13 protein-coding genes are annotated in these 12,610 nt (G+C 69.7%); 9 read left to right on the forward strand and 4 right to left on the reverse strand.

All coding sequences use genetic code 11. The annotated features are described in order from the left end of the window. The first annotated feature begins 124 nt into the window (after window positions 1–124). The 5 genes from I6N91_RS00970 to I6N91_RS00990 all read left to right on the forward strand — a co-directional run bounded on the left by I6N91_RS00970 (window position 125) and on the right by I6N91_RS00990 (window position 4,891). Complete coding sequence (locus I6N91_RS00970; protein ID WP_198810052.1) at window positions 125–766, forward strand: ABC transporter permease; 642 nt, start codon at window positions 125–127, stop codon at window positions 764–766. Then, window positions 759–2,054 (forward strand): ATP-binding cassette domain-containing protein, encoded by a 1,296-nt coding sequence (locus I6N91_RS00975; RefSeq protein ID WP_307843183.1) that lies wholly within the window; start codon window positions 759–761, stop codon window positions 2,052–2,054. Before I6N91_RS00970 ends, I6N91_RS00975 begins: the two co-directional genes overlap by 8 nt. Before the next feature lie 61 nt (window positions 2,055–2,115). After that, on the forward strand, window positions 2,116–2,838 hold the full coding sequence (locus tag I6N91_RS00980) for an ABC transporter permease (protein ID WP_374058889.1): 723 nt from the start codon (window positions 2,116–2,118) through the stop codon (window positions 2,836–2,838). Beyond that, window positions 2,835–3,854 (forward strand): glycine betaine ABC transporter substrate-binding protein, encoded by a 1,020-nt coding sequence (locus tag I6N91_RS00985; protein WP_198810053.1) that lies wholly within the window; start codon window positions 2,835–2,837, stop codon window positions 3,852–3,854. Before I6N91_RS00980 ends, I6N91_RS00985 begins: the two co-directional genes overlap by 4 nt. A 125-nt stretch (window positions 3,855–3,979) precedes the next feature. Next, on the forward strand, window positions 3,980–4,891 hold the full coding sequence (locus I6N91_RS00990; protein WP_198810054.1) for a phosphodiesterase: 912 nt from the start codon (window positions 3,980–3,982) through the stop codon (window positions 4,889–4,891). Window positions 4,892–4,979: 88 nt separating this feature from the next. Here the strand turns inward: I6N91_RS00990 and I6N91_RS00995 are convergent, their stop codons facing one another. The 3 genes from I6N91_RS00995 to I6N91_RS01005 form a co-directional block, all read right to left on the reverse strand. Continuing rightward, on the reverse strand, window positions 4,980–5,777 hold the full coding sequence (locus tag I6N91_RS00995) for an MSMEG_6728 family protein (protein ID WP_198810055.1): 798 nt from the start codon (window positions 5,775–5,777) through the stop codon (window positions 4,980–4,982). A gap of 29 nt (window positions 5,778–5,806) precedes the next feature. Continuing rightward, a complete protein-coding gene (locus I6N91_RS01000) occupies window positions 5,807–7,336 on the reverse strand; it encodes a stealth family protein (RefSeq protein WP_374058890.1) in 1,530 nt (509 codons plus the stop codon). 200 nt (window positions 7,337–7,536) lie between these two features. Beyond that, window positions 7,537–8,172, reverse strand: coding sequence for a DUF1684 domain-containing protein (locus tag I6N91_RS01005; RefSeq protein WP_198810056.1), 636 nt, complete (start codon window positions 8,170–8,172; stop codon window positions 7,537–7,539). Window positions 8,173–8,236: 64 nt separating this feature from the next. Between I6N91_RS01005 and I6N91_RS01010 the strand changes: the two genes are divergently transcribed. Further along, on the forward strand, window positions 8,237–8,989 hold the full coding sequence (locus I6N91_RS01010) for a sulfite exporter TauE/SafE family protein (RefSeq protein WP_307843184.1): 753 nt from the start codon (window positions 8,237–8,239) through the stop codon (window positions 8,987–8,989). Between the two features lie 102 nt (window positions 8,990–9,091). After that, a complete protein-coding gene (locus I6N91_RS01015) occupies window positions 9,092–10,345 on the forward strand; it encodes a DUF6350 family protein (RefSeq protein ID WP_233091293.1) in 1,254 nt (417 codons plus the stop codon). 45 nt (window positions 10,346–10,390) lie between these two features. Here I6N91_RS01015 and I6N91_RS01020 read toward each other — a convergent pair whose 3' ends face one another. Then, window positions 10,391–10,864, reverse strand: a complete 474-nt coding sequence (locus I6N91_RS01020; protein WP_198810058.1) for a hypothetical protein — start codon at window positions 10,862–10,864, stop codon at window positions 10,391–10,393. A gap of 59 nt (window positions 10,865–10,923) precedes the next feature. On the opposite strand from I6N91_RS01020, the gene purN reads away from it, so the two are divergent. Both purN and corA read left to right on the forward strand, forming a co-directional pair. Further along, the gene (gene purN / locus I6N91_RS01025; protein WP_198810059.1) at window positions 10,924–11,490 is read left to right on the forward strand and encodes a phosphoribosylglycinamide formyltransferase; all 567 of its coding nucleotides are present in this window, start codon (window positions 10,924–10,926) and stop codon (window positions 11,488–11,490) included. Next, the gene (corA, locus tag I6N91_RS01030) at window positions 11,487–12,506 is read left to right on the forward strand and encodes a magnesium/cobalt transporter CorA (RefSeq protein ID WP_307843185.1); all 1,020 of its coding nucleotides are present in this window, start codon (window positions 11,487–11,489) and stop codon (window positions 12,504–12,506) included. The genes purN and corA overlap by 4 nt, the downstream gene beginning before the upstream one ends. Window positions 12,507–12,610: the final 104 nt, after the last annotated feature.

A 12,610-nucleotide genomic window follows, 5' to 3' on the forward strand; every position in this document is an offset into this window, starting at 1 on the left:
GTGAAATGGAAACTTCTGTGAAACCTGCCTAAGGTAGAGGCCGCCGTTCACCGATAAAGCGGCCTGGTTTCCTCCCGCCGCGACCCCGCGCGGGCAGTTCCCCCAAGGTGAAAAGGGTACGAATGTGACCGAATTCCTCGTCGACAGGATCGACTCGATCCTCTTCTCGAGCTGGCAGCACTTCTCCCTCGTGGTGCAGTGCCTGCTGCTCGCGGCGGTGGCCGCCGTCGTCCTGGCCACGCTGGTCTACCGCAGCCCCACCCTGTCGGCCCTCGTGAACGGTATTTCCGCGATCGGCCTCACGATTCCCGCCTTCGCGCTGATCGGCCTGCTGATCGCCCCCCTCGGCTTCGGGGTGGGCCCGGCGGTGATCGTCGTGGCCTTCTTCGCGGCACTTCCGATCCTGCGCAATGCCGTCGTCGGCCTGACCGGCATCGACCAGTCCCTGGTTGAGGCAGCGCGCGGCATCGGCATGGGCCGGCTCCGCACCCTCGTCCGGATCGAACTCCCCCTGGCCTGGCCGGTCATCCTCACCGGAATCCGCGTTTCGGCGCAGATGGTGATGGGAATCGCCGCGATCACCGCCTACGCCCTCGGCCCCGGCCTCGGTGGCCTCATCTTCTCCGGGCTCTCCCGGCTGGGCGGGGCGAACTCGTTCGAGTCGGTCGCCACCGGTGTCGTGTGCGTCATTCTCCTTGCCCTTGTCCTTGACCTGCTTCTCGTCGGCCTGGGCCGGCTCACAACCCCACGAGGTATCCGTGTCTGAAACAACTCTCCCCTCGCCGGCCGCCGCGGCGGCTCCGCCGATCACCGGCGCCAGCATCCTGCTGGACACCGTCACCAAGCGGTATCCCGGCCAGGGCAAGCCCGCGGTGAACGGGCTCACCCTTGAAATCCCGGCCGGGAAGATCGTGATGTTCGTCGGACCCTCCGGCTGCGGCAAGACCACCACGCTCAAGATGATCAACCGGCTGATCGAGCCCACCGAGGGCCGGATCGTGCTCGACGGCGACGACGTCACCCGGATCGACGGCGACGCCCTGCGCCGGCGTATCGGGTACGTCATCCAGGCCGGAGGACTGTTCCCGCACATGAGCGTCGCAGCCAACATCGCCATCGTTCCCAAAATGCTCGGCTGGAGCAAGGAGCGCATCGCCGCCCGCGTCGACGAACTGCTCGAACTGGTCTCCCTCGATCCCGACCGCTACCGCGACCGGTTCCCGCGCGAACTCTCCGGCGGCCAGCAGCAGCGCGTCGGGGTGGCCCGCGCCCTCGCCGCCGACCCACCGGTGCTGCTCATGGATGAACCGTTCGGTGCGGTCGATCCGATCACGCGCCAGCGCCTGCAGGATGAACTGCTCAACATCCAAAGCGAACTGCAGAAGACCATCGTCTGCGTCACCCACGACTTCGATGAGGCGGTGAAGCTGGGCGACTGGATCGCGATCTTCAACGAAGGCGCCCAGCTCGTCCAGTACGACACCCCCGAACGCATCCTCGCCGAGCCCGCCAACGAATTCGTCGAAAACTTCATCGGCTCCGGCGCCGGCCTCAAGCAGCTGACGCTGACCCGCGTGGACGAGGTCGAGGTGGCTGACGCCGTCGTGGCCCGCCCCGGCGACCTCGCCACCGACGTGCTCTCACGCATGGACGCCGTCGGGCACAACCACTCCGTCATCGTCGATGCACGGAACCGCCCCCTGCAGTGGCTTTCGCGCCGGCAGCTGAGCCGGCTTGAGCGGGTCGGCGCTGCACGCGACCCACGGCTGCCCGTCGTAGGGAACCGCGCCACCCTCAATGACGCCCTCGACACCATGCTCGTCTCGAGCGTCGGCGCGGCGCTGGTGACCGGCCCCCGCGATACGTTCCGCGGCGTGATCGACGTCGACACCGTCATGGACGCGATCGGCCGGGCGCACCGGCATGCCCGCACCGCCCATGCCGAGGGCCGCCCGGTCGGAGTGAACACCGGCACGCTCGAGGCCGTCCGGGCCAGCGGCGCCCCCGGCGTGCCGGCGGCCGGCCTGGCCGGACCGGAGCGCACCGTTGAGTGAGTCCACGCGCGCCGCCGTCCCGGCAGGGCAGGAGGCGGCCCTCCGCGCCGACGCCGCGCCGCTGTCGTGGCGCCCGCTGCTGCTGCAGCTTGCCGGAATCCTGCTGGTCGGCGTGGCCCTGGCGGTCTGGCTGGCCGTGGCCGACCTCAGCGACTCCGAGCGCACCACCCTCAGCCCTGCCTCCCTGGCCGGCTACACCCGTGAGCACCTGGCCCTGACGGGGCTGTCGGCGCTGATCGTGCTGCTGATCGCCGTCCCGCTGGGGGTCCTGCTCACACGCAGGCACCTGGCGCGTTTCAACGGGCCGGTGCTCGCCCTTGCCAATTTCGGCCAGGCTGCCCCGGCCGTCGGGCTCGTGGTGCTTCTTGCCTTCTGGCTCGGCTTCGGGTTTCGGGCCGCGGTCGCCGCTCTGGTGCTCTACGCCATGCTGCCCGTTCTGCGCAACACCATGGTCGGCCTGAACCAGGTCGACCCACGGCTGGTCGAGGCTGGCCGGGGGATGGGCATGAGTGCCCTGGCCGTGCTGCTGCGGGTCGAGCTTCCCCTTGCGGTTCCCATCATGCTCGCGGGCATCCGGACCGCCCTGGTCCTGCTCGTCGGCACCGGCGCCCTGGCCACCTTCATCAACGGCGGCGGCCTCGGCATCCTGATCACCACCGGCGTGAACCTGAACCTTCCGCGCGTGCTCGTGGCGGGCTCGGTGATCGTGGCGCTCCTGGCGCTGCTCGTCGACTGGGCCGGCCGCGTCATCGAGCACGTGGCACGCCCGAAAGGACTCTCATGACCGTGCACCGTTCGCCCTCCGTCACCGGCCGGCGCCAGGTGCTTCCGGGCCTGCTCGCGGCGTCGGCGGCGCTGCTGGCCGGCTGCGGCCTGCAGCCGGCCACCTCCTACGTGCCCGAGGCCGGCCCGGGATCGATCGAGGTCCTCGAGGGTGCGGAGGGCGCCGAGCTGACCGTCACCTCGAAGAACTTCACCGAGCAACTGATCCTCGGGAAGATCTCGGTGCTGGCCGCCGCGGCGGCCGGATTCGACGTCACCGACCTCACCAATGTGCCCGGCAGCCAGCCGGTCCGCGAGCTGCTCGTCTCCGGCGACGCCGACCTGACCATCGAATACACCGGCACGGCGTGGCTGACCTTCCTGAACCAGTCCGAAGGCATTCCCGACAAGGAAAAACAGTGGCAGGCCGTCCACGACGCCGACCTCGCCAACAACCTCACCTGGGGCCGGCCCGCACCGCTGAACAACACCTACGTCATCGCGGTGCGCACCGAGGCTGTAAAGGAACTCGGCGGGATCAGCAGGCTTTCGCAGATCGCCGAGCTGCCCGTGGAGGAGCGCACCTTCTGCGTGGAGTCCGAGTTCAACTCGCGCAGCGACGGCCTGAACCCCATGCTCAAGCACTACGGCCTGACCCGCGGCACTCCCGACGGGGTGCCCGACGGCAACATCGGGGTCTACGACACCGGCGCCGTGTACTCGGCCACCGACAAGGGCGACTGCAACTTCGGTGAGGTGTTCTCGACCGACGGCCGGATCGACGCGCTGGACCTGACCCTCCTCGAGGACGACCTGAACTTCTTCCCCGCCTACAACGCCGCGCCCGTCTTCGGCAGCGAAGTCCTGGAGGAGCACCCGGGTCTCGAGGAGGTGTTCGCCCAGGTCGCGGCCGAACTCACGGACGAGGAGCTGCGGCGGATGAACCTGCTGGTGGATGTCGAGGGCCAGGAACCCGCGGACGTGGCCTTCGACTTCATGGTCGAGAAGGGCTTCATCTCCGAGCCTGGGAAGGGCTGACCTGACGGGGGTGCGCCTTAAGTTTTCCGACTTGCCGCGCCTCATTCACCTCACGGGTGCCTGCGCTCTGCTTTGATGGAAGGCAATTGGGTTGTACGACGCAGTCAACTACCAAGAAGGTTGCCATGGAGTACCGGACGGCCGAACATCCGAGGCCGCAGCATTTCATCCTGCATCTGAGCGACACCCACTTGGTGGGAGGTCCCGGCCCCCTCTACGGGGCGGTGGACAGCGAGGAGCGGCTGCGCCGGATCTTCGCCGACCTGACCGCCTCCGGTGCCCGGCCCGATGCCATCGTGTTCACCGGAGACCTCGCCGACAAGGGCGAGCCCGGCGCCTACGAGAAGCTGCGGGCGATCGTCGATCCCGCCGCTGAGCGCCTCGGGGCGAAGGTGGTGTGGGCGATGGGCAACCACGACGACCGCGCCAGCTTCCGCGAGGGCCTCCTCGACGAAGCCCCGGGCACCGGACCCGTTGACCGATCCTACGACGTCGACGGGCTGCGGATCATCACGCTCGACTCGAGCGTCCCGGGTCACCACCACGGCGCGGTCAGCCGCGGCCAGCTGCTGTGGCTGGCCAACGAACTGCTCACCCCCGCCCCGCACGGCACCATCCTGGCCCTGCATCACCCGCCGGTGCCCAGCGTCCAGGACCTCGCGGTCCTCGTGGAGCTGCGCGGGCAGCGGGATCTGGCCGAGGTGGTGCGCGGCTCGGACATCCGGGCCGTCATCGCCGGACACCTCCACTACTCGACGACGGCAACCTTTGCCGGGGTCCCCGTCTCGGTCGCCTCGGCCACCTGCTACACCCAGGACCTGCTGTTCGACGGCGGCGGGACCCGGGGCCGCGACGGCGCCCAGTCCTTCAACATGGTCCACGTCTACGAGGACACGATCGTGCATTCGGTGGTCCCGTCCGGCCAGTACACCGCGGTGGGGGAGACAGTTCCCCGCGCCGAGACCCGGCGGCGCCTTGAGGCGGCGGGGGTGCGGATCGCCGAGGCGGCCCCGGCCCGCCAGTTCACCGGGGTTTGACCGGCTCACCTGAATTTGACCGGCTCAGCGGAGTCTTACCAATCCAGTGGGGTCGAACCGGTTCAGCGGGGTCGAACCGGCCGCCGCGTCAGGCCAGCGCCGGGGGCCGCGGCACGCAGAACAGGGTGCGCGGATCCTGAAGCAGGGCCGGGCGCTCGAAGTCGCCGCGGCGCACCCAGCCGTCCAGGTCCACCCCGCGCAGCAGGACATCCTCAACCAGCAGCACCGGCCCGGCGGTGCCGGTGCGGAACCGCTCCGGATCGGCACCGGCGAGCACCACCGTGTCGCCGTCGGCGATGCCGTGCTCGAAGACCGCGAGCTGGCGGTCCCACTTCGGGGCGGCCCGGCCGCCGGGGGCCTGCAGCGGCATCCGCAGGGCCGCCTCGGACTCCCCGGCGGGGACGGCGTCGGCCCGCCAGACCCACACCCGGCCGCCGGCGGGTTCGGCCGGAAGGATCTCCCGTTCGGGCTCCGGCCACAGGTAGGGCAGGTCCTCCGGAACGCCGGGGAAGCGGCCCCGGTAGATCTCCGGGGCCTTCTGGATCAGGTTCGACTGGTGGCTCAGATGCACGCCGGCGTCACCGAGCCACGGCGGCAGCGGGACGTCCTGCGGGTCGGCGTCGGGGGCGAATTCCCGGATCAGCAGGCCCGTCGTATCGGCGTGCCCGCGCGAGACCCACTCCTCAACCATCGCCAGGCCGTAAAGGCTCAGGGCCGGCACATAGCCCATCCACATCCGGATGGCCGGGTGCCGCTGCCACCCGTAGTCGGGAAGAACGAGCGCCCGGAGCGCCTGCAGCGTCTCGACGCGCTGCTTGCCCAACCGTGCCTGGTCGAGCACGGCGGCGCTGGCAGCGAAGTCCGGGTACGGCAGGAACGTCTGCATGGAGCAAGTCTGGCACGCGCCCGGACGGGCTACTTCTCCCAGGGCGCCTTGACCGGGAAGTACTTCTCGAGGAACTCCGTGACCAGCCGCGCCCGCTCGTCGGCGGGCACCTCGGGAAAGCTTCCGTCATTGAGGCAGAAGAAGTCGAAGTTCCGCTTGTCGAGCATCTTGTTGAGGCTCTTCAGGCCCGACCGCGCGGTGGTGTCGACGTATTTCACCCGCGCCATCTCCTGGGTGACCGCCCGCCCGGTCAGCAGCGAGTAGTAGTGGTAGAGCGAGTTGGTGACGGAGATGTTGTCCTTGGCGCGGAAGGTTGAGGCGGCGGTGGCCTTGAACTCCGCGGCGAACTCCTGCTCCATCTCCAGCAGCACGCTTCTGCGCAGCGGAGCCGCCGTGTGCTCGAGGTGCCGGGTCGTGATCCGGCCGAACCGCTCGTGGAGCAGCCGCCGGTTCACGCGCGCCGCGTTCTCGAAGCCGCTGCGCTCGGCGTCGTTCTCGCCGAGGCCGATCCGGGTGTCGGCCTCGATGAACTTGGTGATCCCCCCGGGGGAGAAGAACATGTCCGGGGCCACGGGGCGGCCGAAGAACATGTCGTCGTTGGAGTAGAGGAAGTGTTCTGCGAGCCCGGGAATGTGCTGCAGCTGGGCCTCGACGGCCTGCGAATTGTGGGTTGGCAGCACCGAGGGATCCGAGAAGTGTTCCTCGGCCCGCACCAGGGTCACCGAGGGGTGGTCCGCCAGCCACTCAGGACGCTGAGAATCGGTGGCGATGAAGATCCGGCGCACCCAGGGGGCGAACATGTACACCGAGCGCAGCGCGTACTTCAGCTCGTTAATCTGGCGGAAGCGCGCCTCGTGGTCGTCGCCTTCACCGACGACGGCGCCCTTCATCCGGGCGGCGCGTGCCGCCTGGTATTCCGGGCTGCTGCCGTCGACCCAGGAGAAGACGAGGTCGATGTCGAAGCCGATGTCCGAGGCGTGGTCGGCGAACATATTGTCGATGGTGGGCCACTTCAGGCCGTGGCGGTCAACGGATCCGCGCACCGCCTCGCCCGCCGGCACGGTGCGGCGGGTCAGCGAGTTCTCCACCGGAAGTTCGATGTTGTCGGCGTGAAGGGTCCACAGTTCGATCTGCACGCCGGCGGAGGGCCCGTAGGCCAGCCCGCCGATCGGTTCGATGCGGGGGCGGAACAGCCGGTAGATGCGGGCCTTGCGGCTGTGCGACAGGGACCCGTCCGCGACCAGCAGTGTGGTGCGGCGCTTGGTGTCAACGGTGCGTGAATAGAAGGGTTCGTTCCGGCACGCCTCCACCAGGGCCGTGCGCAGCCGCTCCTGGTCCTTGACGTCGATGGCGATGACGGGACGTTCGTCATTGCCGCGCACCAGCAGGAACTCGATGCCGGCGGCATCGAGGGCCACACGGATAAACAGCAGGTCCTCGACCATGGCCTCGTGCGGGGTGCGGTCGGAGTTGATCAGGGTGAAGCGCCGCTTGACGGTGGTGATGTCGGAGCGGTCGGTGAAACGGGCGACTGCCGCACGGGAGGCGGACTCGAGAATCTCGGCTTCGTTCTCCGGTTCGGGAGCGCCGAAATAAATGTCGTGTTGTGCAGCCGTGTCTGTAATCGTTGCCTCCGCGCAGATGGGTGTGAAGCTCCAATGATAGAGCCTGCGGGCGGCTGTTCTTCAAGGCGCCGGTCCGGTACCGGGTGCGGTACGCGGGCGCGCGGCACCCGGCCGTTCCGGCCCCGGAACCGGGCCTAGTAGGTGCGGTAGAGCTCTCCGACCGGGACCTCGGCGTCGAGCCGGTTCTCGGGCCCGGGCAGCGGGCACGCCCACGCCTCGTCGTAGGCACACGAGGCGTTGTAGCAGAAGTTCAGGTCGATCACGATGCTGCCGGGCTGGCGGCCCTCGCCCAGGTGGGCGCCCTTAATGGTGTCGAGCAGGTACCGCCCGCCCCCGTAGGTTCCGCCGTCGCGCCCCGCGGTGGTGTCGCGCAGGGGAAGGAAGATGCCGCCGCCGTAGGACTGGAGGCGCCATAGCGCGAGCTGCCCGAGTCCCGGCAGCACGACGCTGCCCAGCCGTTGGAAGGGCACGGTGCCGTCGGTGCCCGTCTCGACGTCCCGGACCTCCCCGGCCCCCTCATCGCTCACCGCGGCCTCGAACCGGTAGGCAGGGTCGTAGTCGGCCATGGCAACCCCCGAGAAGCGCTCCTTCGCCGCATCGTCGAGGGGCGAGGCCGGGTGGGTGCCCAGCAGGTGGTCCCGGCCGGCCCGCCACAGGGCGTGGGCCGCCTCGGGGGAGTCCTCGGCTGCGCTCCTGCGCACCAGCCCGTAGAGCTTGAACACTGATTTCCGCCAGTCCGCCGTGTCGAGGGCGGTGGTGAGCAAGGTCATGCGTTCAGGGTACCTCCGAGCCGGACGCCCCGACTATGCCACCGCCCTGCGTACTGTGGGGACGGTGACCCTTGGTATCTTTCTGGTCGTACTCGGCGCCATCTTCGCCGGAGCCGTGGCCCAGCGCATCGCCGGCCTCGGCTTCGCCCTGCTCATCGCCCCGTTCCTCGTGCTGATCCTTGGCCCCCACGAGGGGGTTCTGCTGGTGAACATCTGCGGGGTGGTGTCCTCTGCGATTATCGTCGGACGGGTCTGGCGCGACATCGACTGGAGCATGTTCCGCTGGCTGACCCTTCCCTCACTCCTCGGTTCCGTCCCGGGCTCGCTCATCGCCGTCGCCGCCCCCGCGGCGCCGCTGGCGGTGACCGTCGGCGCCGTCGTGCTCGCCGCCCTGTCCATCTCCCTGGTGCTCCAGCGCTCGGACGTCGTCGTCCGGGGCAATGCGCCCAAGGTCCTGGCCGGGTTCGGTGCCGGGCTCACGAACTCGATGGCCGGTGTTGGCGGACCGGCGGTGAGCGCTTACGCCGTCCTGGCGAGGTGGCCGCAGCGGCCCTTCGCGGCGACCCTGCAGCCCTTCTTCGTCGTTATCGGGCTGGTGACCCTCGCGATCAAACTCCTGCTCGACCCGGCCCAGGCTCCGGTGCTCGACCCCTGGATGTGGGGAGCCATCGGCGGAGTCATCCTCGCCGGCATCTTCACCGGAGAAAAGCTCGGGCGCTTCGTGCGGGACGACACCGCCCGCTTGGCCGTCGTCGTTATCGCCTTTGTCGGGGCCGGGCTGGCCACCGCCAGGGGGATCGCCGACCTGCTCGGCTAGCCCGCCGGTGCCGCCGGGCCGCGTCGGTGGGCGGAGCCGGCCGAAGCCGGTGGCACCATTGAAGGGATGAAACTTCCACGCCGGAGACCGACAGCCGTTCCCATGCCCCTCTGGCTGCAGGGGGTGTTCGAGCTCGGCCAGGCTGCAGCGATCTCCGCGGCCCTGGTCCTGATCCCGGTCGCCGCGGTGTGGCTGACCGGCGGATTCGCCGACCGGGACGCCGTCTCCGCGGCGCAGTCGGCCGGCCACGCCTGGCTGGTGATGCACGGGGTGCCGCTGGTGCTCACCTTCCCGCCGGGGACGGTGATCGCCGGGACGACCTCAGGCCTGCTGCACGCCGTTCCGCTCGGCCTGGTGCTCGTGCCGTTCCTCCTCGCCTGGCGCGCCGGACGGCGCCTTGCCCGCGCCTCCTACACCGACCAGCTGTGGCAGGCCGTTCTCGGGGCGCTCGGCATCTACGCGGTGGTGGGCGCCGCCGTGGCCTACTTCTCGACGAACGCCGACGTCACCGTGTCCCTGACGGCGGGTGCGCTGATCCCGCCGGTGTCGGCGGGCCTTGGGATCGTCACCGGCGCCTACCGTGAGGCCGGCGCCTGGAGCCGCCTGATCGGCGTGGACCTTGCCTCCTGGATCGCCCGGACGAGCCAGCACTCGCGCTGGGCCGGATCGTACGCCTGGTCCGTGGTGCGCTCGGCCTTCCTGGGTGTGCTGGCGGCCACCGGCCTGGCGGCGCTCCTGCTCGCCGCCGCCGTGGCCCTTCACTGGACCGAAGTCATTACCGTGTACGAACGCCTCGAGGCAGGGATCGCGGGGTCGACGGCCCTGACCCTTGGGCAGCTCGGCCTGCTGCCGAACCTCGTGGTGTGGACCCTCGCCTGGGCCTCGGGGGCAGGGTTCTCCCTCGGCACCGGCAGCTCGCTCACGCCTATGGCCAGCACCGTCGGTCCCCTCCCCGCCGTCCCGGTGCTCGGCGCTCTGCCGGCCGGGGCCCTCGAATTCGGCATCGTTGCCCTGGCCCTGCCCGTGGTGGCGGGCCTGCTGGCAGGATGGTGGTTCTTCCGGGAGGGCGAGAACCATTTCGATGAGTGGCTGAGCCTCAAGACCTCGGCCCGCTGGCTCACCTCGATCGTCTCCACGGTGTGCCTCGGACTCTTCGTGGGCCTCCTCGCGGGCCTTGGCGGCGCGGCACTCGCCCTGCTGTCGCGGGCATCGCTGGGCATCGGCCGCCTGACCGACCTCGGACCGGACCCGCTCGCGGTCGCCCTGTGGCTGGGTGCCGAGGTCGGGATCGGTGCGGTGCTCGGCTACGCCATGGCGCCCCTGCTGGAGCGCGAACCGCAGAACCGGGACGCCTGACCCTCTCCGGACGCGGGACGCCCGGCTCAGTCCGGAAGGAACCCGTCAGTCCGGAAGGAACCCGTCGAGGGTCAGCAGCCGGTCCTGGCATGCCCGCTCGGCCTCGAGGGTCAGGGCGGTGTCGATGCAGTCCTCGTAGTTCGCGGTGACCGGCCACAGGGCGATCAGGACGGCGGTGGAGAGCGCGAGGAAACCGGCAAGGCCGACCCCGACGGCGGCGGTGACGCGCACCAGCCCGCCCAGCCGGCGCCGCACCGCGCGCACCAGGGTCGCTATTCCCAGCACGAGGGCCAGGACGCTGAAGCCCAGGCCCAGGACCTTGAACGGCAGGTCGAGGGAACTGGTGGCCACCGCCGCCACGAGGCTGACCAGGAACCACATCGGGAGCGCCCGGGAATCCTCCTCGGGAGCGGGCCCCGCCCCGGTGGCGGGCCGGCCGGCGCCGTGCGGGCGGTGGGATGAGTCATTGGACGGGTGGTCGGATGGGCCGTTCGACGGTGGTGCGGGCCGCTGTTTCATCCTCCAACCCTAGCCGCTGCGGTTTACGCCGGGCCGACCGTGCCGCCTACAGTGGAGCCATGCGCATCGTTCTCCTGGTCTCCGGCACGGGGTCCAACCTCCAGGCCGTCATCGACGCGGTTGCCTCCGGCGGCCTCGACGCCGAAATCGCCGCCGTCGGCGCCGACCGCCCCGGAACCCTCGGTGTTGAGCGGGCGGCGCGCGCCGGAATCCCCACGTTCGTCGTCGACTTCGCGGACTACCCGGAGCGCTCCGACTGGAACGACGCGCTGGGGGAGGCGGTCGCCTCCTACGCCCCCGACTACGTCGTCTCCTCCGGGTTCATGAGGATCGTCGGCCAGGGCTTCCTTGACCGGTTCCCCAACCGCTACCTCAATACCCACCCCGCGCTGCTGCCAAGCTTCCCCGGCGCCCACGGGGTCCGCGACGCGCTCGCCTACGGCGTCAAGGTCACCGGGTGCACCGTGATGATCGCCGACGCCGGCGTGGACACCGGCCCCATCCTCGCCCAGGCGCCCGTCGCCGTCCTGCCGGAGGACACCGAGGAGACCCTCCACGAACGCATCAAGGTCGAGGAGCGCAGGCTCCTGATCGAAACCCTGCAGGCGCTGGGGAGCGCACAGTGAACGCGCTGGTCGCGAACGCCGTCTACGTCAACGGCCGGCGGAGGATCGAGCCGGACAACCTCGACTCGACCTTCGAGGCGATGCGTGAGACCGCAGGCATGGGCTGGATCGGCCTGTACCGCCCGGACCGCGCCGAGATCCAGGCGGTGGCCGGCGAGTTCGGGCTGCACGAGCTGGCCGTCGAGGACGCCGCCAACGGCCACCAGCGCGCGAAGCTCGAACGCTACGGCGAAACCCTGTTCGTGGTGCTGCGCCCGGCCCGGTACCTGGACCGCGAGGAGAAGGTCGAGTTCGGCGAGCTCCACGTCTTCGTGGGCGCCGACTTCGTCGTCACCATCCGGCACGCGGAGTCCCCGGACCTGGGTACGGTGCGCGAGCGCATGGAGGCGAGCCCCGACCTGCTGTCGATGGGCCCCCAGGCGGTGCTGTACGCGATCCTCGACGAAGTCGTCGACGAGTACCTGCCCGTGGTGAACGGGCTTGAAAACGACATTGACGAGATCGAAAACGAGCTCTTCGGCGGCGACCCCGATGTGTCCCGGCGGATCTACGAACTCCACCGGGAGGTCATCGAGTTCCAGCGGGCCACCCAGCCGCTCCAGGCCATCATCGAGTCGCTGCAGCGCGGTTCCACCGCTTTTCGGGGCGAGGGGGAACTCGCCCGGCGCCTGCGCGATGTGCTCGACCACGTGCTGCGCATCGTGGAGCGGGTCAACACCTTCCGCACCCTGCTGCAGAGCCTGCTGACCGTCCACTCAACGCTCGTGGCCCAGCGGCAGAACGAGGAGATGACCCGGCTGACGGAGACGTCGCTGGCCCAGAACGAGGAGGTCAAGCGGATCTCCTCCTGGGCTGCGATCCTCTTCGCCCCGACCCTCGTCGCCTCGATCTACGGGATGAACTTCGATGTCATGCCCGAACTGCACTGGGTCCTGGGCTACCCCTTCGCGCTGCTGCTGATGATCGCCATGGGGGTCGGCCTCTACTGGGCCTTCCGCCGCCGGAAGTGGCTCTAGCTTCGGGAACCTCCGATCCGGATGCGATGTCCGTCACAGCGGATCGGTTTTCCTGACTTGTTGCCCTGAGCCACCGATAGTGTGGACCGGGCGGAACCGACGCC

Origin of the sequence: Arthrobacter sp. MSA 4-2, from assembly GCF_016405885.1 — a bacterium.
Classification (GTDB): domain Bacteria; phylum Actinomycetota; class Actinomycetes; order Actinomycetales; family Micrococcaceae; genus Arthrobacter_D.

Bases quoted from the DNA above. Each gene is read 5' to 3' on its own strand.
- I6N91_RS01020 (WP_198810058.1), bottom strand. From the start codon at position 10,864: ATGAAACAGCGGCCCGCACCACCGTCGAACGGCCCATCCGACCACCCG.
- I6N91_RS00985 (WP_198810053.1), top strand. From the start codon at position 2,835: ATGACCGTGCACCGTTCGCCCTCCGTCACCGGCCGGCGCCAGGTGCTT.
- I6N91_RS01005 (WP_198810056.1), bottom strand. From the start codon at position 8,172: ATGACCTTGCTCACCACCGCCCTCGACACGGCGGACTGGCGGAAATCA.
- I6N91_RS00990 (WP_198810054.1), top strand. From the start codon at position 3,980: ATGGAGTACCGGACGGCCGAACATCCGAGGCCGCAGCATTTCATCCTG.
- I6N91_RS00995 (WP_198810055.1), bottom strand. From the start codon at position 5,777: ATGCAGACGTTCCTGCCGTACCCGGACTTCGCTGCCAGCGCCGCCGTG.
- purN (WP_198810059.1), top strand. From the start codon at position 10,924: ATGCGCATCGTTCTCCTGGTCTCCGGCACGGGGTCCAACCTCCAGGCC.
- I6N91_RS01015 (WP_233091293.1), top strand. From the start codon at position 9,092: ATGCCCCTCTGGCTGCAGGGGGTGTTCGAGCTCGGCCAGGCTGCAGCG.